The organism is Celeribacter ethanolicus, from assembly GCF_001550095.1.
In the GTDB taxonomy this organism is placed as follows: Bacteria; Pseudomonadota; Alphaproteobacteria; order Rhodobacterales; family Rhodobacteraceae; genus Celeribacter; species Celeribacter ethanolicus.
The window spans coordinates 123791-149252 of sequence record NZ_LRUC01000008.1 but is presented as its reverse complement, the minus strand read 5'-3'; the positions used below and the strand labels follow the sequence as shown (position 1 = coordinate 149252).

General features: G+C 59.6%; 22 protein-coding genes and 1 tRNA gene. 14 read left to right on the top strand and 9 right to left on the bottom strand.

The annotated features are described in order from the left end of the window. From NH195_RS04245 to NH195_RS04225, 5 genes are all read right to left on the bottom strand, one after another. On the bottom strand, window positions 1-579 hold a 579-nt coding region (locus NH195_RS04245; protein ID WP_066703577.1), incomplete at its 3' end, for an IS1182 family transposase. A 396-nt stretch (window positions 580-975) separates the two neighbouring features. Then, a tRNA-Thr gene (locus NH195_RS04240) sits at window positions 976-1051 on the bottom strand. Window positions 1052-1258: 207 nt separating this feature from the next. Continuing rightward, the gene (locus NH195_RS04235; RefSeq protein ID WP_066703574.1) at window positions 1259-2749 is read right to left on the bottom strand and encodes a heme biosynthesis protein HemY; all 1491 of its coding nucleotides are present in this window, start codon (window positions 2747-2749) and stop codon (window positions 1259-1261) included. A 12-nt stretch (window positions 2750-2761) separates the two neighbouring features. Beyond that, on the bottom strand, window positions 2762-3940 hold the full coding sequence (locus NH195_RS04230) for a COG4223 family protein (protein ID WP_066703571.1): 1179 nt from the start codon (window positions 3938-3940) through the stop codon (window positions 2762-2764). An 82-nt stretch (window positions 3941-4022) separates the two neighbouring features. Next, window positions 4023-4706 (bottom strand): uroporphyrinogen-III synthase, encoded by a 684-nt coding sequence (locus tag NH195_RS04225; RefSeq protein ID WP_066703566.1) that lies wholly within the window; start codon window positions 4704-4706, stop codon window positions 4023-4025. A 98-nt stretch (window positions 4707-4804) separates the two neighbouring features. Between NH195_RS04225 and NH195_RS04220 the strand changes: the two genes are divergently transcribed. The 3 genes from NH195_RS04220 to NH195_RS04210 are packed head-to-tail and all read left to right on the top strand — an operon-like array spanning window position 4805 to window position 6471. Beyond that, complete coding sequence (locus tag NH195_RS04220; RefSeq protein ID WP_066703562.1) at window positions 4805-5773, top strand: NAD(P)H-dependent glycerol-3-phosphate dehydrogenase; 969 nt, start codon at window positions 4805-4807, stop codon at window positions 5771-5773. Between the two features lie 3 nt (window positions 5774-5776). Further along, window positions 5777-6049 carry a YciI family protein gene (locus tag NH195_RS04215; protein WP_066703559.1) on the top strand — a complete coding sequence of 91 codons (273 nt, stop codon included), beginning with the start codon at window positions 5777-5779 and terminating at the stop codon, window positions 6047-6049. After that, window positions 6049-6471 carry an EVE domain-containing protein gene (locus NH195_RS04210; protein ID WP_066703556.1) on the top strand — a complete coding sequence of 141 codons (423 nt, stop codon included), beginning with the start codon at window positions 6049-6051 and terminating at the stop codon, window positions 6469-6471. The genes NH195_RS04215 and NH195_RS04210 overlap by 1 nt, the downstream gene beginning before the upstream one ends. A 290-nt stretch (window positions 6472-6761) precedes the next feature. Here the strand turns inward: NH195_RS04210 and NH195_RS04205 are convergent, their stop codons facing one another. Next, entirely contained in the window at window positions 6762-7103 is a 342-nt protein-coding gene (locus NH195_RS04205; protein WP_066703551.1) for a DUF2853 family protein, read from the bottom strand. 158 nt (window positions 7104-7261) lie between these two features. Beyond that, window positions 7262-8656, bottom strand: coding sequence for an adenosylhomocysteinase (gene ahcY, locus NH195_RS04200; protein ID WP_066703613.1), 1395 nt, complete (start codon window positions 8654-8656; stop codon window positions 7262-7264). 155 nt (window positions 8657-8811) lie between these two features. Between ahcY and NH195_RS04195 the strand changes: the two genes are divergently transcribed. Continuing rightward, window positions 8812-9402 carry an HD domain-containing protein gene (locus NH195_RS04195; protein ID WP_066703547.1) on the top strand — a complete coding sequence of 197 codons (591 nt, stop codon included), beginning with the start codon at window positions 8812-8814 and terminating at the stop codon, window positions 9400-9402. 279 nt (window positions 9403-9681) lie between these two features. Next, entirely contained in the window at window positions 9682-10575 is an 894-nt protein-coding gene (locus NH195_RS04185; RefSeq protein ID WP_066703542.1) for a LysR family transcriptional regulator, read from the top strand. Here NH195_RS04185 and NH195_RS04180 read toward each other — a convergent pair. Further along, complete coding sequence (locus tag NH195_RS04180; protein WP_066703538.1) at window positions 10572-11126, bottom strand: ActR/PrrA/RegA family redox response regulator transcription factor; 555 nt, start codon at window positions 11124-11126, stop codon at window positions 10572-10574. The genes NH195_RS04185 and NH195_RS04180 overlap by 4 nt on opposite strands. A gap of 77 nt (window positions 11127-11203) precedes the next feature. Further along, window positions 11204-11833: an SCO family protein gene (locus NH195_RS04175; RefSeq protein ID WP_066703534.1), complete on the bottom strand. Its 630-nt coding sequence runs from the start codon at window positions 11831-11833 to the stop codon at window positions 11204-11206. 90 nt (window positions 11834-11923) lie between these two features. Between NH195_RS04175 and regB the strand changes: the two genes are divergently transcribed. The 9 genes from regB (at window position 11924) to hslU (ending at window position 25448) form a co-directional block, all read left to right on the top strand. Further along, the gene (gene regB, locus NH195_RS04170) at window positions 11924-13318 is read left to right on the top strand and encodes a sensor histidine kinase RegB (protein ID WP_066703531.1); all 1395 of its coding nucleotides are present in this window, start codon (window positions 11924-11926) and stop codon (window positions 13316-13318) included. A gap of 82 nt (window positions 13319-13400) precedes the next feature. Then, on the top strand, window positions 13401-14990 hold the full coding sequence (locus NH195_RS04165; protein WP_066703528.1) for a PAS-domain containing protein: 1590 nt from the start codon (window positions 13401-13403) through the stop codon (window positions 14988-14990). A gap of 70 nt (window positions 14991-15060) precedes the next feature. After that, window positions 15061-16095: an aminoglycoside phosphotransferase family protein gene (locus tag NH195_RS04160; RefSeq protein WP_066703525.1), complete on the top strand. Its 1035-nt coding sequence runs from the start codon at window positions 15061-15063 to the stop codon at window positions 16093-16095. Window positions 16096-16121: 26 nt separating this feature from the next. Beyond that, window positions 16122-16745 (top strand): nucleotidyltransferase family protein, encoded by a 624-nt coding sequence (locus NH195_RS04155; protein ID WP_338012176.1) that lies wholly within the window; start codon window positions 16122-16124, stop codon window positions 16743-16745. Further along, window positions 16745-19717, top strand: a complete 2973-nt coding sequence (gene addB, locus NH195_RS04150; protein ID WP_081423778.1) for a double-strand break repair protein AddB — start codon at window positions 16745-16747, stop codon at window positions 19715-19717. Before NH195_RS04155 ends, addB begins: the two co-directional genes overlap by 1 nt. After that, window positions 19710-23090, top strand: a complete 3381-nt coding sequence (gene addA / locus NH195_RS04145) for a double-strand break repair helicase AddA (protein ID WP_066703520.1) — start codon at window positions 19710-19712, stop codon at window positions 23088-23090. Before addB ends, addA begins: the two co-directional genes overlap by 8 nt. Before the next feature lie 56 nt (window positions 23091-23146). Further along, window positions 23147-23467 (top strand): thioredoxin, encoded by a 321-nt coding sequence (trxA, locus tag NH195_RS04140; protein ID WP_066703517.1) that lies wholly within the window; start codon window positions 23147-23149, stop codon window positions 23465-23467. A gap of 125 nt (window positions 23468-23592) precedes the next feature. Beyond that, entirely contained in the window at window positions 23593-24150 is a 558-nt protein-coding gene (hslV, locus tag NH195_RS04135; protein ID WP_066703514.1) for an ATP-dependent protease subunit HslV, read from the top strand. Beyond that, window positions 24147-25448 carry an ATP-dependent protease ATPase subunit HslU gene (gene hslU, locus NH195_RS04130; protein ID WP_066703509.1) on the top strand — a complete coding sequence of 434 codons (1302 nt, stop codon included), beginning with the start codon at window positions 24147-24149 and terminating at the stop codon, window positions 25446-25448. Before hslV ends, hslU begins: the two co-directional genes overlap by 4 nt. Window positions 25449-25462: the final 14 nt, after the last annotated feature.

Below are 25462 nucleotides of genomic sequence, written 5' to 3'. Positions count from 1 at the left end.
TGCGCCAAATGCAGCCTCATCAAGGGTGTCGAGATACTCGCGTACGGCACGAGGCGCATCAGCGGGCTCGATGGTTGAAGCATCCCAGTCTTCCTTTGACGTCGAGTTCTGTTTGTTCGCATCTGCCTCAATCAGGCTGGCATCCACCGCCATGCGCTGGCCACTCGCCAGGCCTTCTTCGATGCAGCGCGCCACCGTTGTCTCAAATAGATGGCGCAGCAGCTCGCTCTCGCGGAAACGACCGTGCCGGTTCTTCGAAAACGTCGAATGATCAGGCACCCGGTCGTTCAGATCGAGGCGGCAGAACCAGCGATAGGCGAGGTTCAGATGCACCTCTTCGCAGAGCCGCCGCTCCGACCGGATGCCGAAACAATAGCCGACCAGAAGCATCCGGATCAGCAGCTCGGGGTCAACGGAAGGCCGGCCCGTGCGGCTGTAGAACTCAGCAAGATGAGCACGGATGCTGCCCAAGTCGACGAACCGATCAATCGACCGCAGCAAATGATCCTGAGGGACGTGATCCTCAAGCGAGAACTCGTAAAACAGCGATGCCTGCGCTTCCTGCCTCGGACCCATCATCGGTCAATCCTCCCGTCCGTTGGAAGAATTGAAACAGCAGATCACACACCGATCAAGCACGAGTTTTTCAACAAAATACGCCCTTATTGTCAGATCTGGAATGGTCGAGACATAAGCCAAGCATTTGCAGCGAAGTATCGGTTCGGAAGCAACTGGCGTGAGGTGAATTCAGCCCAGAAAAGACGCCGTTTGAGGTGCCTCTGCACAAACCCTGCGTTTCTAAGTCGCTGTTAGCTCGACGAGGCGTTTCCGAGAACTGTCAGCCAATCCGCATAGATATTTTGGGAAAGTGTGTCGACCGCGACACTGAAGTGTGTTGCATTTTCCATATTGACTACAGTTTGGTCGGGTTATGCTCCAAATCTGCACTCTTATGGTCCAATAACAAAAGAAGGATGGTGCCGCTGAAGGGACTCGAACCCCCGACCCCATCATTACGAATGACGTGCTCTACCAGCTGAGCTACAGCGGCATCCTTCTTTCGTACGGCCCTACTATGGCCCTACTAGTTACAGTGCGCCGCTTGTAAGCGACTGGTTTTGCGCGTCATTCACGGGCGGACCCGCTACTTACGAATGACGTGTCTACCAGCTGAGCTACACCGGCACTTTCCTATGCCGGAAGACGGCGCTTCCTGCGTGAACGGGTCTTTACCACCCTCTTTCAAAGGTGTGTAGCCCTAATTTTCAACCTTGGCTTTTTCCTCCGGCTCGGGCGGGGTCACATCGACCATGGAAGGCCTGTCGACCACACCCTCCTCGACGGTTTCCACCTCTTCGATCTCCGGCTCCGGCGCGGCGCCCACAATCATCGGAAGCATCTCCGTACCCGCAGGCATCGCCACTTCGGAATGCGTCGGTTTGCGCCAGCTCAGCGTGTCGAACCCGCCGCAATTCTCACAGACCGGCGCCCATTGCGCATGGATCGTCTGGCATTTGTCACAGACCCATTGCGGCCCGCGCGGTGCGGTCAGCGCCCGGGTCAGCCAGCCGCGAACCACGACATCGTCGGAGCCTTCGCCACGCTCGATCGCGGCCAGAATCGTCAGGCTTCGCGCCGTCGGATTGATCTCCGCCAGATCGCCCAGTGCACGCCGCGCCGCCGGAAAATCCTCTGCCGCAATGTAAAGCTCAGCCAGAAGCATCCTGGTTTCCGGGTCCTCGGGATGCACCTTGGTCAGGGCACTGAAGCGTTTGAGGCGTTGCTCCGGGGTTTCCTTCGGCTCGATGCGGGCAAAGGCCGCTGCGAGATCGGGGTGCGGCTGGGCCTCCCATGCCTTTTTGAGCACCCGCGCGGCCTGCCGCCCCTTGCCTTCCGCGACATATTCGTCAGAGGCCATGACCGCCGCCGGGATCAGGTCCGGCGATTTCTTGTTGGCCTCGATCGCGGCTTCCCGCGCCTCAATGCTCGCACCTTTCTCGAACACGCCCTTCGCCTGCGACAGCGCCAGAACCGCATCGCGACGCTTGTGAACATCGCGCGGGATCGCACCGTGTTTCAGCTTGGCCGACAGCGTGCCACGCGCGGCGGACCAATCGCCTTTTTCGGCCTGAAGGCGCAGCAGAATGTCTTGCGTTTCCTCATGCTTCGGTTTCAGCGCGAAAGCTTTCTCGGCCAGTTTCAGCGCCGTATCCGTGTCACCCTCTTCGAGCTTTTGCTTCATGATGCCCTGAACGCCGACAAACCGGGTGCGCTCATCGGCCACGAGCTGTTTGAAGGCCCGTTCGGCGGTCAGCTTGTCGCCATTCATCATCGCCGCCTGCGCTTTCAAAAGATTGGTCAGCTCAGGTTTCTGAAGGTATTTCTCCGCCTTCGTCGCCTTGGCCAAGGCCTGCCGACCATCGCCGGACGCCAGCGCCATCAAACCGTCGGTCACCGCCTCGATGCCCTTTTTCTCGCGGTTGCGGTCGAAATAGCGCGAGATCGCGGTTTCGTCGCCGAGCAGGAATTTCAGCACCGCCACAAGAAGACCAAGCAATTTCAAGGCCACATAAATCGCGACCACCAGAGCGATCAGTGCCAGAACGGCCTTGAGCGGCGTCAGGCTGATCTCGACCGAGCCGAACGCGATTTGCGCACCGCCGTCCATATCCATGAGAACCATGCCGCCATAGGCAAGTGCGGCGACGATCAGGACAAAAAGAACGATTTTGACGAGGGACCAGAGCATGTTGAACCTACCTTACTGACCAAGAATTTCATCGAGGGCAGTCATCGCATCCACCCGTTTTTGCGCCTCTGCGATCCAGAGCTGCATCTCCGCCTTGCCTGCCTCCGGCAGGGCCTCAAGCGTCGCAATTGCCTTTGCAAACAGCCCGTTACGCACCGATTGTTCGGCCCGCGACAGGATCGCATCCGCGTCGCCGCCTTCTTTCGGCTTGGTCGACCGCAATCCAATCTGCGTGCGCAGAACCGTCTGGAACCAGCTTTCCTCCCCGGCCTCATAGGCCGCACGCGACGCCGCGACCAGCGCCTTACGCGCGGCTTCGGCATAGCTTTCCTGCAACTGCGTCACGCTCGGAATGCCGGTTTGTGCCGCGTCTTTCAACGCCTGTGGCAGATTGCCGCCGACATCCGTCAATGCCTCCGCAAAGGGTTCTCCGGCATCGACCAGCGTTTGCAGACGCGCCTTGGCCGTCGCAGCACGCGCCGCAGTTTCTTCGGCGACGGCCTTGTCCTTGGCCTCTTCGAGACGGGCGATTTCGCTGTTGAGCAGATCCTGCATCTGCGCCAACTGGCGCTCATAAGCCGCCGTCGCTTCCGGAGAGACAATGGCCTCCGCCACCGGGCGCGCCTCGATCTCCGTCACCCGATCCTCGAACCCTTTGATCCGATCCGACAGCGCCGCAATCTCGGCGCTCTTGTCCATTTCGGAGAGTTTCTGATCCAGCCTCGTGCGCAACGCCTCCTGCGCCGCAGTCTGCGTTTTCCCCTGCGCCACGCTGGTGCTTTGCATCTCGGCGAGTTGCGCTTTCAGCGCGGTGATCTCCTGCGCGAGCTCCTCGGTGTTGGTGCCGGGGAAGGGCCAGCCGTCGGGCTTCACGAAATTCGCAGCGCCATAGCCCAGAGCGACACAGATCACCCCGCCCAGCAGCATCGGCACAAATCCACCGCGTTTGACCGCTGTCGGGGCAGGGGCCGGTGCGACCTTTTCCTCTTCCGTGACAGGTTCGGGCACAACAGGCTCCGCTTCAAGCGACTCGGGGCGATCCTCCGTCTCGGCCTCTTCGTCCTTCACCTCCGGCGCATCTTCCCCCGTCGTGGCGTCGATTGCGTCCTCCCCGACGGCAACCTCTTGATCCTGAACCTCGTTTTCGTCGTTTTTCACGGCGTCCAGCGGGGTTTCTTTATCACCTGGCATGAGACTAACCTTTCGATTCCAGAACCAATTTTACGATCGCACTGGAAACTTAGACCCTGAGGCCTGCGCTCTCAAGTCGCGATCAGGAAAGCTTTGAGGCAATCGCACGTTTCATGGTTTCGCCATCGGGGTGTTCCGCAACACAAATGGTCTTTGCCACCGGACCGGACCATGCCTCCCGACAGGCTTCGGAAATCGCAACAAGCGTCAGTTCTCCGGCATAGCCGACAAGATTTTCCGACAAAATCTGCGCCGAGCGCGGCGAATAGAGCGGCACGACAAGCTGCGGTTCCGCGAAAATCCGGCGCTGCTCACCCGCTGTCCAACGCCGGGCGATCTGATCGTACACCATGCACTCTTGTGTCTCTAATCCAGCCAATGTGAGCCTTTCGGCCACGTGACCGCGGGTGTGACGACCATGGAGGTGCAGCGCCTTGAGGCCTTTTCGACCCGTCAGACCATGCACCAGATCATCGGCGGTCGGGTAGGTGGCCAAAACCGTCAAACCCGCATCCGCGGCTTTGCGGGCCGTGGCAGCCCCGACGCAGACCACCGGCAGATTCTCACAACTCAGCGCCGCCGTGATCGCATGTTGCGAGCTGATCAGCACAAGATCGACAGGTTCAGAGGGTGGTTCAAAGGGCAGGGGACGGATTTCCAGCACTGGCGCCAGGATCACGGACAGTTCCGGCACAAGCCCCCGCACCTCCTCCGCCAGTCGTTCGGCGTCGTCCAGCGGGCGTGTGATCAGGAGCGGTACGGGCAAAATCGGTCTCGGGATTGTCTGGTGTCTCTCCCGGTGATACCTCCCAAAGGGCGGTTAAACAATCTTGCAGAGCCGCGCAGACAGGGGAGAGACAGGTCGTGAGTGAGATTTCCGTCCTCGGCGCAGGCGCGTTCGGAACCGCACTGGCCATTTCACTGGCGCGCTCCGGTCGCGACATCCTGCTTTGGGCACGGTCTGACGAGGCGGTATCCGCCATGCAAACCGCGCGCGAGAATCTTCTGCGCCTGCCCGGCAAAGCCTTTCCCGCAAAGCTCGCCGCGACGTCCCATCTCGCCGATGCCTGCACCGCACCGATCCTGTTGCTCGCCGTTCCGATGCAGCAACTCGCCGGGTTTTGTGAAGCAAACAAGACCCTGATCCAGCACAAAACGCTCGTGTGCTGTTGCAAGGGAGTCGATCTCAGATCCGAACGCGGACCTCTCGCGGTGCTCGAAGACACGCTGCCGGAGGCCGAAATCGCCATTCTCTCCGGCCCGTCTTTTGCCGTCGACATTGCCGATGGCTTGCCCACGGCACTGACCCTGGCCGGGCGCCGGCAGGACACTGTGGACCGGCTGCAATCCCTGCTCACAACACAGAATATTCGTCTCTATTCCAGCCTCGATCCCCTCGGTGTCGAATTCGGCGGCGCGCTCAAGAATGTCATTGCCATCGCCTGTGGCCTCGCCATCGGGGCGGGGCTCGGAGAAAGTGCGCGCGCCGCCCTGATGACCCGCGGCTTTGCCGAGATGCAGCGGCTCGTGCTCCGCCTTGGTGCCGATCCTGCGACACTTTCCGGCCTGTCGGGCTTTGGCGATCTGGTCCTGACCTGCACCTCCGAAAAATCGCGGAACTATTCGCACGGGCTGAAACTCGGGGCCAGCACCGCCATCGACCCGACCGTGACGGTCGAAGGTGTCGCAACGGCGCAGGCGGTTGCGCGTTTGTCTCAGGGTCTCGGGATTGATATGCCAATCACGACGGCCGTCACCCAAATCCTGAACGGCCAGATATCCATATCCGAGGCGGCAGAGGTCCTGCTCGCCCGCCCATTGAAAAGGGAGTAATCCATGAAATACGCGGTCATTTCCACCGACAAGCCCGGCGGGCTGCAAATCCGGCTCGACACCCGTCCGGATCATGTCGAATACCTGAAAACCTGTGGCGTGGTCGAGCGCGCCGGGCCGTTTCTCGATGCCGAAGGCAACATGTGCGGCTCCCTCGTGATCATCGAAGTCGAAGACCTCGCGGCAGCAAAAGACTGGGCCGCGAACGATCCCTATGCCAAGGCAGGGCTGTTCGCGGATGTGCGCATCGAAGCCTGGAAACAGGTGATCGGCTGATGGCACACTGGCTTTTCAAATCCGAAGCGGAGGTCTGGTCCTGGGATCAGCAGGTTGCCAAAGGCGAGGTTGGCGAGGAATGGGACGGCGTGCGCAACTATCAGGCACGCAACAACATGCGGGCGATGAAACTTGGCGAGCGCGGGTTCTTTTACCATTCGCGCAAGGAAACCGAGATTGTCGGCATCGTCGAGATCTGCGCCGAAGCGCACCCGGACAGCAAGGCAGGTGATCCGCGCTGGGAATGCGTGGACATCAAGGCCGTGCGGCCTTTCACAAAACCGGTGACGCTTGCCATGTGCAAGGAAGACCCGCGGCTCAAGGATATGGTTCTGGTGAACAACAGCCGCCTGTCGGTTCAGCCGGTCACGGACGAAGAGTGGAACATTGTCTGTGAACTCGGTGAAACCGATCCGTCCTGAACAGACACATCCTGGTCTGATGATGTCATGAAAAAGGAGGGTTCCGACCCCCCGGAACCCTCCACCACCCCACATGCTCCCAAGCACCACATGTGTTCGAATTTCAAGGGTCCGGGCCGTCCTGGCTCCGTGCTTTCAACCTAGGATCTTTGCCGATTCCGTGCAAATCTGAAGTAATTCAGGTTGAAAATGAATCCGAAACTTCTGCTTAACGCGTCACGCCCGGAAGCGGGCAAGAAACAACAAAGCCGCCCCCATGGGAGCGGCCCAGTTTCTATATCCCAGCGCGATCAGGCGTAAACGGCTTCTTTGCCGAAGTGCTTGACCAGCAGGTAGTAAAACACCGCGCGGTATTTGTTGCGCTCCGACTGACCATAGGTCTCGATCGCCGCGTTGATCCCATCCATCAGTTCAGGTCCGTCTGCGAGGCCGAGTTTCTTGATGAGGAAGTTGTTTTTGACGGTCTCAAGTTCGCTGTCCTGAGACGCCGCCACGGTGGAGGCATCGTCGTTGTAGATCGCCGGACCACAGCCGATGGTCACTTTCGTCAAAAGATCCATATCCGGCTCCATGCCGCATTTGGATTTCAGATCTTCGGCATATTTTGCGATCAGGTCGTCACGTTTTCCCATAGTCGGTCTCCCACCATCAAAGAGTTTCAGGCTCATTACAAAAGCCATTTCAGGCTCGGGGTGAGCCTAGTGGCAAGCCCACACGATACAAAGGGAAAACTTTCATGAAAAAGGCCCCCTCGTAGCGTCACGAGAGGGCCTAATTACCTATCATCGCCTCAGTAGCGGTAATGTTCCGGTTTGAACGGACCTTCCTGGGTCACACCGATGTAATCCGCCTGTTCCTTCGACAATTGCGTCAGTTTCACGCCGATCCGCTCGAGATGCAGACGTGCCACTTTCTCGTCGAGGTGCTTCGGCAGAATGTAGACGTCATTCTCGTAGCTGTCGCCATTGGTCCAAAGCTCGATCTGGGCCAGCACCTGATTGGTGAAGGAGGCGGACATCACGAAGGACGGGTGACCAGTGGCGTTGCCGAGGTTCAACAGACGCCCTTCGGAGAGAAGGATGATCTTGTTGCCCGAGGGCATTTCGATCATGTCCACCTGATCCTTGATATTGGTCCATTTGTGGTTCTTGAGCGCAGCGACCTGAATTTCATTGTCGAAATGGCCGATATTGCCGACGATCGCCATGTTCTTCATCTCGCGCATATGCTCGATGCGGATGATGTCCTTGTTGCCGGTGGTGGTGATGAAGATGTCGGCGTCTTTCACCACATCTTCGAGCACAACCACCTCAAACCCATCCATCGCCGCCTGAAGCGCACAGATCGGATCGACCTCGGTCACTTTCACACGAGCACCGGCACCGCGCAGCGAAGCCGCGGAGCCTTTGCCCACATCGCCATAGCCGCAGACCACGGCCACTTTCCCAGCCATCATCACATCGGTTGCGCGGCGGATGCCGTCGACGAGCGATTCCTTGCAGCCGTACTTGTTGTCGAATTTCGATTTGGTGACCGAGTCGTTCACGTTGATCGCGGGGAAGGGCAGGAGGCCTTTTTTCACCAGCTCGTAGAGACGGTGCACGCCTGTCGTGGTCTCTTCGGACACGCCTTTGATCGCATCCCGCTGTTTCGTGAACCAACCGGGGCTGTCTTTCAGGCGCTTCTTGATCTGGTTGAACAGTGCGACTTCCTCCTCGGAGGTCGGCACTTCGATCAGGTCGGTTTCACCGGCTTCGACACGGGCCCCCAGAAGTATGTACAGCGTCGCATCACCACCGTCGTCGAGGATCAGGTTGCAGGTACCCTCCTCGAACATGAAGATCTTGTCGGCATAATCCCAATATTCCTCAAGAGTTTCGCCCTTGATCGCAAAGACCGGAATGCCCGCCGCCGCAATCGCCGCCGCTGCGTGATCCTGCGTCGAGAAAATGTTGCACGAGGCCCAGCGCACATCCGCGCCCAGCGCCACCAGCGTCTCGATCAGGACCGCGGTCTGGATTGTCATGTGCAGGGAACCGGCGATGCGCGCGCCCTTGAGCGGCTTGCTTTCGCCATATTCCGCGCGCAGGGCCATCAGCCCCGGCATTTCGGTTTCGGCGATGTCGAGCTCCTTGCGCCCGAACTCGGCGAGAGAGATGTCTTTGACAATATAATCGGTGCCCATCGGTGGCTCCTGCTTGAACATGAGGTTTGGAGGCTGGTTAGCAGCTTGGTCCCTTCCTTACAACGCAGACCCATTGATTTAAGGTTAAGGCGCGAAAAATCGTGGAAACCCGGAGGGCACAGGGATACCTAAACCCTGAGACAGGAGAGGGTGACATGGCTCAGACGCGCGCATGGCAAAGGATGCTGTCGGGACGCAGACTCGATCTGCTCGACCCGACGCCGATGGATATAGAGATCGAGGACATTGCTCATGGGCTGGCCTTCGTCGCCCGTTGGAATGGTCAGACACGGGGTGATTACGCCTACTCCGTCGCCGAACATTCCATTCTGGTCGAAGAGATTTTTCGCCGCCTCTACCCGAAGGAACCGGTGAAATGGCAGCTCGCCGCACTTTTGCACGATGCGCCGGAATATGTGATTGGCGATATGATTTCGCCGGTGAAGGCCGCCATCGGTCCGGATTACGGCGCTCTGGACGAACGTCTGACCGCCGCGATCCATATCCGGTTTGGTTTGCCCGCGAAAATCCCGGCGACGATCAAGAAGAAAATCAAGAAAGCGGACAAGATTTCCGCTTGGTTGGAGGCCACTCAGATCGGCGGATTTTCAGAAGCGGAAAGCAACAAGTTTTTTGGCCGGATGGATCCGGATCTGGTCCGAGACCTGCGCATTCATCTTCGCCCACCGGTCGAGACACGCAAGGCGTTTACGCAGCGGCATGCGGAGCTGATGGCTGCGCTTTAACCTCAAGATCCGTTGAGAAAAGGCCGAGCTTTCCGGGAAACACCAGAAATTTCTGAACCCATGCGGCGCGGGCGGCTTTGCCTGTCATACGCTTGCGCGCCAGAATCTCGCGGCGATGTTGCACCTCCGGGGAGGTCATATCCGGCCCGCGCATCATCTCATTTGCGATTATCTGTAACATGGGTTTACTCCCGAAAAGCTCGACATTGGCTTCATCTATTACCTATGATGAAAGTGATCCACTCAGGGATTTTTCGAAACTGTAAATAGAAATTACATATGCCCGACATCGACTGGCGCCATATGCCTTCGCTCTCCACCCTGCGCGCCTTTGAGGCGACCGCGCGCCTCGGCTCGTTTACCGCCGCGGGCCGGGCGCTGAACGTCACCCATGCCGCGATCACGCAGCAGGTGCGCGCACTGGAAAAGGATCTTGGGCTGACACTGTTGCAACGTGAGGGCAGGGGGATGGCGCTCACCGAGGCCGGGCGACAATTGGCCGAGGCGCTTTCCGATGGGTTTGCCACGATTTCCGACGGGATTGCACAGGCGCGCAACGGGCCGAGGTCGCGTGGCCTTCGGGTGACCTGCACCCCTGCGCTGTCCTATGCTTTCATCATCCCGCGTCTCGGGCAATTCTGGGACGATCATCCCGACATTCCCGTGTCGCTCACGCCGTCGGGTTCGGTCGACGATCTGAAACGGCGGCAATTCGATCTCGGCATCCGCACCGGAAGCGGCAATTGGCCCGGTGTCGATGTCGAACCTCTGTGGAGCACGCGGATCATTCTGGTCGCCAGCCCGATCCTGATTGGCAAACACGGGGGCGATATCGCGAAATTGCCGCTGCAAAACATGCCGTGGATCAGATCTCGGGCACAAATGGACGACATTGAACTGATGCGGAAATGCGGTGTGGACGGCAGCAAAGCCTCGGCGATTTACATCGAAGGCCAATCGGAAAGCGTACAGGCCGTGGTGCGTGGCGTCGGGATGACGTTTGTGTCGGAAATCGCCGTCAGCGACGATCTGAAAAGCGGGGGGCTGGTCCGCTTGCCCTACGATCTCGGGCAGGACTTCACCTATTTCGCCGCCACGCCAAAAGGGGTGGAGCGCGCCTCCACCCGGCTCTTTATCGACTGGCTGAAAACGCTCGCGCCCGAAGCGACTTAGCGCGGGGAGCGTTTCGCCAGAATACGTTGAAGCGTGCGGCGGTGCATGTTGAGGCGGCGCGCGGTTTCCGAGACATTTCGGTCGCAAAGCTCATAAACCCGCTGGATATGCTCCCAACGCACACGATCCGCAGACATCGGGTTTTCCGGCGGCGGAGGAAGCTCGTCGCTTGTGGCCAAAAGCGCATGCACGATGTCATTGGCATCGGCAGGTTTCGAAAGATAATCCGTCGCGCCGATTTTCACGGCGGCCACGGCGGTGGCAATGGCACCATAGCCGGTCAGAACGACGATCCGGCTGTCCGGGCGTTTTTCGCGCAGAACCTCGACCACATCGAGACCATTGCCGTCCTCAAGCCGCAGATCGACCACCGCATAGGCCGGCGGGCGCGCTGTGGCAATCGCCCGACCCGCGGCGACGGAACCGGCCATCTCGACATCGAAACCGCGTTTTTCCATCGCACGCGCAAGGCGGCGCAGGAACGGTTCGTCGTCATCGACCAAGAGAAGCGACTTGTCTTCGCCCAGTTCCACAATCTCGTCCGCGTCCATCTCGGACCCTCCCGCCATCGGCATAAATCTGATAAATTCAGATAGGTTTTAGAACGAGTCTAAGGGAGGGTCAATTTTTACCCTGCGGCGTCTATGAAACAAGCCACCCGATCCGCCATCTGCTCGGCCGTATCCTCGCGTTTAAAGAAGTCGACAAAGCCGATCTCCGGGAACACCAGATAGGCGAAAGTGGAGTGATCGACGAGGTAATATTCCGGATCGCCGTCTTCCTGTTTCTTGTAATAGGTCTTGTAGGCCATGGAGGCGGCCTTGACCTGCTCCGGCGTGCCGGTGAGGCCGATCATGTTGTCATGGAAGAGTGAGGTGAATTCCTTGACCACCTCCGGCGTGTCGCGTTCCGGGTCGATGGAGATGAAGGCGGCCTGTGCGTCATAACCGCGCTCGTCGAGGATTCGCAAAGCATCGGCGTTGCGCATATTGTCGAGCGGGCAGACATCCGGACAGAAGGTATAGCCGAAATAGAGGATCGTCGGCTTGGTGAAGACATCCTTGTCGGTCACGGTCACGCCGTCTTCATTCACCAATTCGAAAGGTCCGCCAATCGCGGCGGCTCCACCGCCCACAGATGACACGCGACACTGGGCAAAGGGATCGTCAGCAGCAGGACGTGTGGCGTACCAGACGGTTGCGCCGATCCCAACAGCCACAAGGGCAACGGCTGCAATGGCAATGGATTTCGTGGACATCTTTCTCTCCTCTCGTTGCTGCGCATTGATCGGGAGAAACACAGGCACTAACAAGGGTTTTAATGACGCAGCTGGATAAAAATCACGTCAATGACTGAAAACGGAAACGGTCTCTTCACCGGTGAGCGGCGCTCCGACTGGGTGCGCTTGCGGACCTTGGTCGCCGTGCGCTGGATCGCCATCGCCGGTCAGATCGGCACGATTCTCATCGCCATGCTCGCGCTCGGCCTGCGCTTCGACCACGGGGCTTTCGCTCTGGTGATCGGCGCTTCGATCATCCTCAACATCGTGTCGAGCTTCATCTACCCGGAAAACACCCGGCTGAGCGAGCGCGGGGCGACGCTGATGCTGCTGTTCGACATCCTGCAACTGTCGGCGCTTTTGTATTTCTCCGGCGGGCTGAACAATCCGTTCTCCATGCTCATCCTCGCGCCGGTGACGATTTCCGCCTCCGCCCTGCGTCCGAAATCCTCAATCCTCACCGGCGCCGTCGCCATCGCTTTGGTCAGTGTCCTCGCGCTCTATTACGTGCCCTTGCAGACCGGCGAAGGCGACATCCTGACCGTGCCGGGACTGTTTTTGTTCGGCACATGGGCGGGGATTGTCATCGGCGTGGTGTTTCTCGGCGTGTTTTCCTGGAAAGTCGCCTCGGAAATCCACACCATGTCGGAGGCGCTTCTGGCCACCCAGATGGCGCTCACTCGCGAACAGAAACTGACTGACATCGGCGGCGTCGTGGCCGCCGCCGCGCATGAGCTGGGCACGCCTCTTGCAACGATCAAACTTGTGTCGAGTGAGCTGGTTGACGATCTCGAAGGCCAGGAGGAGTTGCGCGACGACGCCCGGCTGATCAACGAACAAGCGGATCGGTGTCGCGACATTCTGCATTCTATGGGGCAGGCGGGGAAAGACGATCTGCACATGCGCTTCGCCCCGCTGCAAGCCGTGGTCGAGGAAGCCGCCCAACCCCACATGGCGCGCGGCAAATCTGTCACCTTGGATATTCTCGGTGCCGAAGACGACAGCGCGCAGCCCTATGTCTATCGGCGACCGGAGATCATTCACGGGTTGCGCAACCTCGTTCAGAACGCCGTTGATTTCTGCGAGACGACGGTTTGGGTCGACATCGCATGGAGCGCCGACGACATTCGCCTTCGGATCATCGACGACGGCGCCGGCTTCCCTGCCTCCGTGATTGGGCGGATCGGCGATCCCTTCATGCATGGGCGGCGCGCGGATAAGGAATTTGAAAAACGACCCGGTTATAAAGGCATGGGTTTGGGTCTTTTCATTGCCAAAACCTTGCTCGAACGGACAGGTGCGGAAATCGGTTTTTCCAACGGTTCAGACCCGCACGATTTGCATCTGCACGCCGGGCGCAGATCCGGCGCGATTGTCGAATTGACCTGGAGACGGGCGGTGATCAGCGTCCCTGAAGGGGAACAAAACAAGGCCTTGGGCGAAAATATGCTCCTGACACCGTGAACAAGACGCGTTTTAACCACGCGTTAACCATCATTACCGACACTGTGCGCGTCGCTTATGCGCTGTGTCTGATGGGAATCACATGTCACCGAATGCCCTGTTTACCTTTTTTTCTCTGGTTGTCGGCAGCCTCGGCATCGCCTTTCTCGTGCTTTACGGTCTGGCCTGGATCGGGGCGCGCAAGGAACGGGTGGACGCCATCACACTGGCCTCGCAGGACAACGATATCGTCTTTCTCTTCGACGACGAGAAACTGGTGAACGCCACGCCCTCCGCGCAAAGCGTCCTTGCCGCCGCGGCGGATGTCGGCTCCGACTGGTCACGGCTTTTGTCCGTGATGATATCGAAATTTCCGACCCTACAATACGAAATCGCCGAACTGGCCGACCGTGGCAACATGGCGCTCGAATCCCGGGATGGCAGTGCGGTTCTCAAGTGCGAATGGCGCAACGGTCTGGCCCGGCTCACCCTGTTCGACCGGGAAACCGAACAGGCGCATATCGACATGGACCGCCATTCCCTCATGGCCATGGAACAGGAACTGGAAACGCTCCGCGCCACGACGGAGAATGTGCCGTTTCCGGTCTGGCGCGAGGTCGAAGACGGCACGATCAGCTGGGCCAACAGTGCCTATATCGCCCTTGCCGACAGCCTCTCTGACACAGGCGAAACGACAAGTTGGCCGCCCGCAGCCCTGTTCGACACCAAACTGCTGGCACAAGCCGTGCCGAATGAGTCGCGTCGCCTGAATTTAAAGGACAGGAACGGTGAGCCGCATTGGTTCGACATCCATCGTTTCACCATTGGCTGCGACTCGCTTTACGCGGCAAGCTCCGCCGATCGCACGGTCAAGGCCGAGGAAACTCTGCGCGAATTCACCCAGACCCTGACCAAGACGTTTTCGCATCTCACCATCGGTCTGGCCGTATTCGACCGCAACCGGCGTCTGGCCCTATTCAATCCGGCCTTGACCGATCTCACCGCTCTACCCGCCGAATTCCTGATCACGCGTCCCGCGCTTACCTCTTTTCTCGACCGCCTGCGCGACAATCAGATGATGCCGGAACCCAAGGATTACAAATCATGGCGTCAGGAAATGGCCGCGCTTGAAAATGCCGCCGAGGATGGAACCTACGAAGAGGTCTGGACACTGCCGGGCGGCATGACCTACCGGATTTCCGGTCGTCCGCATCCCGACGGCGCCATCGCCTTTTTGTTCGAGGACATTTCTGCCGAAATGTCGCTCACCCGCCGCTTCCGGGCCGAGATCGAAACCGGTCAGGCCGTGCTCGACAGCCTGTCGGAGGCGATTGCCGTGTTTTCCGGCGAAGGCATGTTGGTCATGGCCAATAGCGCCTACACAAGCCTCTGGGGGCTCGATCCGCTCGAAGGCATCGCCGAAACCAGCATCACCGATGCCACACGCGTCTGGCACGCCAAATGTGCCCCCTCCCCACTTTGGGGCGACATTCGCGACTTCGTCAGCCAAACCGGGGAACGCAGCGATTGGATCGGCCAGACCCGGCTCTGGGATGGGCGTCGGCTGAATTGCCGTTTTGTCCCTTTGCCGTCCGGGCAAACACTTGTAGGTTTCACCCCCGAGGCGCGCGCCAGCACCCTGCGCCCGGCGTTGCGACCACAGGCCAGCGGTACGCATTTCGCCAAGATGTAAGCCACCCCTTGTATCCCCCGCAGCGGGGCCTAAAGTCGGGCGACACACGTCCGACGCAAAAGGCCCCAACGTGACCCAATCCAGTGATCGCGCCGATAAACTTGCGGCATTCCTGCACTCCAGCGACTGGGCTTCGGTGCGCTCGGTTGCTTTGGCGGGAGACGCCTCCCGCCGCCGTTACCATCGCCTGTTCGATGACGCCTCCGGGCGTCAGGCTATCGTGATGGATGCCCCTCCAGAGGCTGGAGAAGATGTCCGACCCTTCCTCAAAGTCGCTTCCTATCTGCGCGGTCTCGGGCTCTCCGCACCTGAAATCTACGCCACGGATGAGGAGCAAGGCTTCCTGATCCTCGAAGATTTCGGCGAAGATCTTTACGATCGGGTCTGCCTGCGCAGCCCCGCCTCGGAACCCGAGATTTACGACGCAGCCGTGGACGTTCTGGTCCGGTTGAGCAGCGCCGATCCGATGCAAGGGCTCGAAGATTACGGTCCGAGAATGACCGATCTCGCCCTGTCCTGCTTTCGCTGGTACGCAGAACCGATCCTTGAGCGCGACCTATCAGAAGAACGTGAAGCCACACGCGTCGCTCTTACGCCGCTGATCGACGAGCTCGGCCCCGGCCGCGTGACCATTCTTCGCGATTATCACGCCCAGAACCTGCTCTGGCTTCCGGAACGCTCCGGGACGGCACATGTCGGCCTGCTCGACTTTCAGGACGCCATGCTGGGTCACCCGGCCTATGATCTCATCTCCCTGACCACAGACGCGCGGCGCGATGTTTCCAGCGCCATTCAAACCCGTTGCATCGACCGTTTTTGCGACGGTTTGGGCCAGAATCGGGTCGATTTTTCTCGTCAGGCGGCTATTTGTTCCGTCCAGCGCAACCTCCGCATCCTGATGGTGTTCGGGCGCATGTCCTTGCATTTCGGGCGCCCGCATTACGTGGATCTGATCCCGCGCGTCTGGCGCTATCTGCAACAGGATCTGCAACATCCCGACCTTGCCGATCTGGCAAACCGGCTGCACAACACGCTGCCCGAACCCAATGAAAAAGCACTCGAAACCCTGAAGGCAAAATGCGGCACCATCCCGACTCTGCAATGATCTTTTGCGCGGGCCGAGGCACCCGCATGAAAGCACTGACCACCCATCGCCCCAAGCCCCTGATCGAGGTGGCCGGACGGCCTCTGGTCGATCATGCCCTGGAGCAATTGGAAGGCGTGCAGCATCGTGTTGCCAACCTGCATTATCTCCCCACGACGCTCGAAAAGCACCTCAAGAACGCCGGTGTGCAGACGATTTACGAGGAAGATCTCCTCGAAACCGGCGGTGGTTTGAAAAATGCCCTGCCGATGTTTCACGAAAATGCCCTCTTCACGATGAACACCGATGCGGTCTGGAAAGGTCCGCGCGCTTCCGAGGTCCTTGCCGCACATTGGCAGCCGAACAAGATGGACGCCCTGCTTCTCGTGGTCCCAAAATCCCGCGCTCACGGGCATCTGGGGCAGGGCGATTTCGATCTGTTACAAGACGGCCAACTGCGCCGCGGCACTCAGACCGTTTACACAGGGATGCAGATTTTGAAAACTGACCCGGTCGCAGACATCGAAGACCGGCATTTCTCGCTCAACCGCGTGTGGGAAACTCTGTTCCATGCCGGACGGATTTATGGGGTGGAATATGAGGGGCATTGGTGCGATGTCGGCCACCCCGATGGTATTGCCATTGCGGAAGAGGTTTTGAAGGAGGCGTGATGTTCGCCGAGGCGGGGAAACCGGGTTTGTTTGGCGTGCCCTGCGGCGCGGAGTATCCGCGTGCGATCAAGATCGGGCTTCTGGAGCGTCTGAAAGACACAGCCCCCGAGCTGCTGGCGCGCACGGAGATTTTCGTCAACACCTCTCGCATGCGCAAGGATATTCAGCGTGCCTTCGACGATGAATCGACCCGTTTCCTGCCAAAAATCCGTCTTTTGACCGAATTGGGCACGGATCATCAGTTTCTCGATCTCCCGGTTCCGGTGAACAGTCTGCGCAGGCGTCTTGAGTTGTCGCAACTCGTCGCGCATTTTCTACGGCAGGAACCGCAGTTCGCCACCCGCGCCTCGATTTTCGATCTCTCCGACAGCCTCGCACAAGTACTCAGCGAGATGCAGGACGAAGACGTCACCCCCGAAGCCATCCGCAATCTCAAGGTGCAGGACTCCTCCGGTCACTGGCAAAAATCCCTGCAATTCCTTTCGATCATCTTCGATTTCTTCGGTCCCGAAAGCGCCGCAGATCCGGGACCGGAGGCCCGCATGAAACTGGTCATCGACCGGTTGGAGCGGCAATGGCGCGATACCCCGCCGGATCATCCGATCCTTGTAGCAGGCTCGACCGGCTCACGCGGGCTGACCGCCCGCTTCATGTCTCTCGTCGCAAACCTGCCGATGGGGGCCGTCATCCTGCCTGGCGTCGATTTCGACATGCCGGACACGGTTTGGACGCAAATCCGAAACCCAGAACGTGCTTCCGTAGAGCATCCACAGGAACGCACCGCCCGCATGGCCGAACGTCTTGGTATTCACCCACAAGATATCCGGCCTTGGCATACGAGCGCGTGCGCCAATTCGACCCGAAACCGGCTTGTTTCTCTCGCTTTGCGGCCCGCCCCTGTGACAGATCAATGGATGGAGGAGGGCCCCGCCTTCAAAGATGTCATGCAGGCTACCGATCACATGACCCTGATCGAAGCTCCCGATATGCGCATCGAATCGAATGCCATCGCCCTCATTTTGCGCCATGCCGCAGAACATGACAGAACCGCCGCCATGATCACCCCGGACCGCGATCTCGCCCGGCGCGTCACGGCCTTGTTGGACCGATGGGGCATTGTGCCGGACGACAGCGCCGGGATTCCGCTCAATCAGACCCCCCCCGGTCGTTTGCTGCGCCATATCGTCGGTTTCATCGGCCGCACCATGTCCTCCGAAGACCTGCTCGTGCTGCTGAAACATCCGCTCTGCGCGCGCGGCGCGCAAGGGGATGAAGGCCGCGGCTATCACCTGCTGTGGACGCGGGAACTCGAAGTTCATCTGCGCCGCAAGGGGCCAGCCTTTCCCGCACGCGAAGATTTGCTGAAATGGGCGATCGAGTCCGGCAAAGACAAGGCAGACAAGGACGGCCGCAAACATTGGGCGGGCTGGGTGTCCGATCTTCTGGAAAAGGTCCAGGTGTCCCAGGACAGTCTCCTGTCCGATCACCTGAAACATCTTGTGTCCTTGGCTTCGGCTCTCGTCAAAGGTCCGAACGGCGAAGATGACGGCGAGCTTTGGGCTCAGCATGCCGGCCGGGAGGCACGTCGTCTCATCGAGGATCTGCAACGCGAATCCGATTATGGCGGGAGCCTGAGCATCCATGAATTTGCCGACCTGTTCCGCGCCCTTCTCGGGCGAGGTCAAGTGCGTGACCCCTCTCCGAAACATCCGAAAGTGATGATCTGGGGCACGCTTGAAGCACGCTCCCTTCAGGCCGATCTGGTGATTCTCGCCGGGCTGAACGAAAGCATCTGGCCGCAGTCCACAGGTCAGGATCCGTGGTTCAGCCGCGATATGCGGCGGCAAGCCGGGCTGATTTCCCCCGAACAGATGATCGGCCTCTCCGCCCACGATTTTCAACAGGCCATCGCGGCCCCGGAGGTCATCCTTACCCGCGCCAAACGCGATGCGGAGGCGGAAACCGTCGCCTCGCGCTGGCTCATCCGGCTGACCAACCTGATGGCGGGGATGTCGGACGAGGGACGTAATGCCCTTGAGGACATGCGCAAGCGGGGCACCGCGTGGATGGGGCTTGCAGACGCGCTCGACGAACCCGGCACAGCCATCCCGCCCGCAAAACGGCCAAGCCCGCGCCCGCCCAAAGACGCCCGCCCCCGGCAACTTTCCGTCACCCGGATCGAGACCCTGATCCGCGATCCCTATGACATTTACGCCAGCCGCATCCTGCGCCTGAGCAAGCTCGATCCGCTGTCCCGCGACCCCGACATTCGCGAACGCGGCACCGCGCTACACGCGATCATGGAGCGCTATCTCGGCCAGATCGGCGACGACAGTCATGAAGCCGCCTTGGCACGATTTCTGACTGTCGCCGAAGAGGTGCTTGAACAGAAGGTCGCCTGGCCCTCGGCGCGGCGTGTCTGGCTGGCCCGCGTCCGCCGGATTGCCGATCAACTGGTGCGCGACGAACGCGACAGGCTGGCAAAGGGCACCCCTTGCGGGATCGAAGCCAAGGCCGCCATGCATTTGTCCGAGGTGGATTTTTCCCTGACCTGCAAGGCCGACCGGATCGACCGCAAGGAAGACGACACGTTCGTCATCTACGATTACAAATCCGGCACACCGCCCAGCGAAAAACAGACAAGAAAATTCAGCATTCAACTTCTGCTCGAGGCCATGATGATGGAAGCGGGGAAATTCGAAGGCGTCCCCAAGGGTCGGGTGTCGGAAGTCGCCTATCTCGGGTTGAATGCCGCGTTGAAAAAGACGGTTCTGCCGCTGGAGCCGCATGACATCGCGGAAATCCGCGACCGCCTCGTCAAACTGATCGCCGCCTATGACGATCCCGGGCTCGGCTACACCTCCCGCCGCATGATGGAAACCGTGCAATATAAAACCGATTTCGAACATCTCGCGCGGTTTGGCGAATGGTCGATTTCCGATACTCCCGTGCCGGAGGACCTCGATGACTGAGATGAACGAGGCCACCCGGCGCCAGATCATGGCCGCACGCCCGGACATGTCGACATGGCTGTCGGCCAATGCCGGTTCGGGCAAGACGAAAGTGCTCACGGACCGCGTGGCGCGTCTGCTGCTCGATGGCACGCCGCCGCAACACATCCTCTGTCTGACTTATACCAAGGCCGCCGCCGCCGAAATGCAGAACCGGCTGTTCAAACGCCTGGGCGACTGGGCGATGTTGCCGAATGCGGAGTTGACGACCGAGTTGCAAGCACTGGCCCCGGACAAGGATCTGGACAGCGACGTGCTGCGCCATGCCCGCACACTGTTTGCCCGCGCGATCGAGACACCGGGCGGATTGAAAATCCAGACCATCCACTCCTTCTGTAGCGCGCTTTTGAGACGCTTCCCGCTCGAAGCGGGGGTGTCGCCACAGTTCAAGGAAATGGACGAGAGGCAATCCCGCCGGATGATCGCCGATATTCTCGAAGATCTGGCCCTTGGCCCCTCGCGCAATCTGCTCGATGCTGTCGCACTTCATATCAGCGATCTCGACCTGACGGAACTTGCGCTCAAGATCGTGACGAAACGCGACAGTTTTCTGCCCGCGAAAACCGAAAAGGACATCTGGCCCTGGTTCGGTCTGCCCGACGGCTACGATGAAGCCGCGCTTCTTGCCGATGTCTTCCTCGGCGGTGAACAGGAGATGTTTGCCTCTTGCGCCACCCTGATGGAAGGCTCCAGTGCAGCCGATCAGAAAGTTGCAACGTTTTTTCGTCTATGGTCTGGATTAGAGCCAAGTCTCGACCTTGTGGAACAGCTTTGCGACAAGTTTCTCTCCGGCGAAAAGACCAAGACGCCTTTGCAATCGAAATTCTATGCCCAGCATTCCAGCCTGCCAACGCGTAAGCTGATCGACGCTCATCCCGGTGCATTCGACGGGCTCGAAGCGTTGATGAAACGCGTGGAGGCCATTCGTCCCCGCCTTTTTTCGCTTTACGATGCCAATCGGACGCTCGCGCTGCACAAATTCGCTCAGGCGCTCCTGCCACCCTATCTGGAGCGCAAGGCGCAACTCGGGCTTCTCGACTTCGACGACATGATCCGCCGTGCCCGCGATCTTTTGTCGATCTCGAACGTGTCGCAATGGGTGCTTTACCGGCTCGATGGCGGCATTGACCACATCCTTGTCGATGAGGCCCAGGACACGAGCCCGGATCAATGGCGCGTTGTGCAATTGCTGGCGGGCGAGTTCACCTCGGGCGAGGGCGCGCGTGCCGATGTGACCCGCACGATCTTTGTCGTCGGCGATCACAAACAGTCGATCTATTCCTTTCAGGGTGCCGCTCCCGAAGCCTTCGACCAGATGAAGGCGCATTTCGGCGCACAGCTCAACGCCGTCGGACAACCGTTGCAGGATCTCGCGCTGCAATATTCCTTCCGCTCCTCACCCGCGATTCTGGCGGCGACCGATGCGGTCTTTACGGCCAATGGCGGCGAGGGGGTCGGCGGTATTCCGGAGCATATCGCCTTCTTTGACGACATTCCCGGACGCGTTGATCTATGGTCACTTGAGGAACGCCACGACACCGACGAGGAAGCTGAAAACTGGGAAGATCCGGTCGACATCATTCGCCCCGAGCATCACAACGCCCGCCTAGCCAAACGTGTGGCGGATTTTGTAGCAGAGCTTCTCGAATCTGGCTCAATTCCCCAAAAAGACGGCAAGGGTCGCCCGGTTCAACCCGGCGATATTCTCATCCTAGTACGCAGCCGGTCCGAGTTGTTCGGTCGGATGTTGCGGACGTTGAAGTCTCATCCGGCGGGCATTCCTGTGGCCGGGGCCGACCGGATGACATTGGGCGAGGAAATGGCGGTCAAGGACATGCGCTCCCTGCTCGCCTTCCTGTCCTTGCAAGATGACGATCTGGCATTGGCTGAGACCCTGAAATCGCCTCTGTTCAACTGGTCGGAGCGTGACCTTTATCGCCTCGCCCACGGGCGCACGACCATCACACTTTGGCGGCAACTTTATGAACGCCGGGCGGATTGGCCCGAAACCTACGCGATCCTCGAAGATTTGCGGCAGGTCTCCGACTTCTTGCGGCCCTATGACCTGATCGAACGGGTGCTGATCCGTCACAATGGGCGGCGCAAATTCATTGCCCGGCTCGGTAAGGAAGCCGAGGACGGGCTGGATGCGCTGTTGCATCAGGCCCGGAGTTACGAAACCGCCGAGACGCCCAGTCTCACCGGCTTCATCGCCTGGCTCGAATCTCAGGACATTCAACTCAAACGCGTGCTGGATGAAAACTCCAACCTCGTGCGGGTGATGACGGCACATGGCTCTAAAGGGCTTGAGGCTCCGATCGTCATTCTGCCGGACACGCTGAAAACGCAGCGCGAAACCCGCGAGGAATTCATCGAACCCGAGCTCGGACATGTGGTTTGGAAGGGCGCGGCGGGGCGGCGCTCCGATCAGGTAAAACAGAGACTAAACCAGCTCAAAATCGCCGATCTCGAAGAAGACAGGCGGCTTTTGTACGTGGCGATGACCCGAGCGGAGAAATGGCTAATCGTCTGCGGGGCCGGGGAGGAAAAACCCGACACATGGTATGATCTGGTAAAACGGGGACTCTCGTCCCTTGCGACCGAAACCTGCGAAATGGCCGGTCATCTCGGAACCCGGTTCAGCCATGGGAGCTGGCCCGATATCGCCAGTACATCGGAGGCGTCGCGGAAAAAATCCCACAGCCTGCCGCATTGGGCTCTGGCTCCCGCCAAACCGCCTGTACCGGGCATGGACATCATCTCCCCCTCCGATCTCGGTGGCGCCAAAGCCCTGCCCGGCGAGGACGGTGTTTCCGATAAAGAGGCCGCCATGCGGCGTGGCAGCCAGTTGCACCGACTGATCGAGGTCCTGCCCGGCGTCGCCGCGCAAGATCGCGAAACCGTCGCCCGATTTGTCCTTTCCACTGGCGAAGAAGCTGCGCTCGACGAGGAAATCCCGGATCTAATGTCCGAAGCACTCAGCGTCATTCACGGGCAGTACGACTGGGACATTTTCGGACCCAATTCTCTCGCCGAAGTACCTTATACGGGCAAGATGGGCGATCGGATCATTCACGGCGTCATCGACCGGCTGATCGTGACCCCCGACCGCATCCAGATAGTCGATTACAAATCCAATACCGTCGTCCCGGAGCGTATTCAGGACATTCCCGAAGGCCTGCTGCGCCAGCTTGGCGCCTATGCGCAGGCCGTCGGCGACATCTATCCCGGTCGCGAGATCGAAGTGGCACTTTTGTGGACGAAAACCGCGACACTTCAACCCGTGCCTCTCGAGATCGTGATGGAGGCACTGGGTCGCACCGCCACATCTTGACCCATCAGGGGCAGAGGCATAGGTTTTTGCTCAAGTACAAATTCAGGAGAAGCCCCATGGCAACCGTAAAAGTCAGCGACGACACTTTCGCATCCGAAGTTCTTGAATCCGACATCCCCGTGGTTGTCGATTTCTGGGCCGAATGGTGCGGTCCGTGCAAACAAATCGGCCCGTCCCTTGAGGAACTGTCCGAGGAACTCGACGGCAAGGTCAAAATCGTCAAAGTGAACGTGGACGAAAACCCGAGCTCGCCGGCACAATTTGGTGTGCGCTCGATCCCGGCTCTGTTCATGTTCAAAGGCGGCGAAGTGGCCTCCGCGAAAATCGGCGCAGCTCCGAAAGCGGCTCTGGCCAACTGGATCGCCGAAGAATCCTGATTTTCAGGGATATGATGCGAATTCGGGCGCCCCTAGTGGCGCCCTTTTTCATGTCCGGTTTGAAGGTACGGTTGCACCACACGGATCGCGGTCACATATAGAGGACCAAGCGAAAGGAACTCCGAATGTCGAAAGAAGAATTTCCCGGCTGGCACGGCACGACGATCATCGGCGTACGACGCGGTGACGAGGTGGTCGTGGCCGGTGACGGGCAGGTGAGCCTCGGTCAGACCGTGATCAAAGGCACGGCTCGGAAAGTGCGGCGGTTGAAACCCGGCGGGCATGACGTGGTTTGCGGATTTGCCGGATCGACGGCAGATGCCTTCACCCTTCTGGAGCGGCTGGAAAGCAAGCTTGAGGCCACGCCCGGCCAGTTGGCGCGGGCCTGTGTCGAGCTGGCCAAGGATTGGCGCACCGACAAATACCTCTCGAAACTCGAAGCCATGCTGATCGTCACCGACGGCGAGACGCTTTTGGTCGTGACCGGCGCGGGCGATGTGCTTGAGCCCGAACACGACATTGCAGCCATCGGATCGGGCGGCAATTTCGCCCTCGCCGCCGCGCGTGGATTGATGGAGACCGAGCATGACGCCGAAACCATCGCGCGCAAGGCGATGAAAATCGCCTCCGACATCTGCGTCTACACCAATGGCAACCTGACCGTTGAGAAGATTACCAAATGACTGATCTGACCCCCCGTGAAATCGTGTCCGAGCTGGACCGCTACATCATCGGCCAGAACGACGCCAAACGCGCCGTCGCCGTGGCGCTGCGCAACCGGTGGCGGCGCAAGCAGCTTTCCGATGATCTGCGTGAAGAGGTTTACCCGAAGAACATCCTGATGATTGGTCCGACCGGCGTCGGCAAGACGGAGATTTCCAGGCGTCTGGCCAAGCTCGCCAAAGCGCCTTTCGTCAAGGTCGAGGCAACGAAATTCACCGAAGTCGGCTATGTCGGGCGCGATGTGGAACAGATCGTGCGCGATCTCGTCGATGCGGCGATTTCCCAGACCCGCGATCAAATGCGCGAAGACGTCAAAGCCAAGGCACAGGGCGCGGCCGAAGACCGTGTGATCGAAGCCATCGCCGGCAAGGACGCCCGCGAGCAGACCCGCGACATGTTCCGCAAGAAACTCCGCTCCGGCGAGTTGGACGATACGGTGATTGAGCTTGAGCTTCAGGACACCGGCATGCCGATGGGCATGTTCGGGGTTCCCGGCCAGCCACAGATGGGCGGCATGATGAACCTCGGCGATCTGTTCAAAGGGCTTGGCGGCCGGACCGTCAAGAAACGGCTGACTGTGGCCGAAAGCTACGACATTTTGATCGGCGAAGAGGCCGACAAACTGCTCGATGACGAGACCGTAACGCGCGTGGCGCTTGAGGCCGTGCAGGAAAATGGCATCGTCTTTATCGACGAGATCGACAAGGTCTGCGCCCGCTCCGATGCCCGTGGCGGCGACGTGTCCCGCGAGGGTGTGCAGCGCGATCTTCTGCCGCTGATCGAGGGCACGACGGTGTCCACGAAACACGGCCCGGTGAAAACCGACCATATCCTGTTCATCGCCTCAGGTGCGTTCCACATCGCCAAACCTTCGGATTTGTTGCCGGAATTGCAGGGCCGTCTGCCGATCCGTGTCGAACTTCGCGCGTTGGAGGAGGGCGATTTCGTCCGCATCCTGACCGAAACCGACAACGCTCTGACGCTGCAATACAAGGCACTGATGGAGACCGAAGAGGTCGACGTCACCTTCACCGAGGACGGCATCGCCGCCATCGCGAAACTCGCCGCCGATGTGAACACGACGGTCGAGAACATCGGTGCCCGGCGGCTTTACACGATCATGGAGCGGGTGTTCGAGGAGCTGTCTTTCGTGGCCCCCGACAAGCCGGGTGAAAAGATCACGGTCGATGCTGCCTATGTCCACGCCCATGTGGACGAGATGGCCAAGATTGCGGATGTGAGCCGATATATGCTCTGAGGTTTCACGTGAAA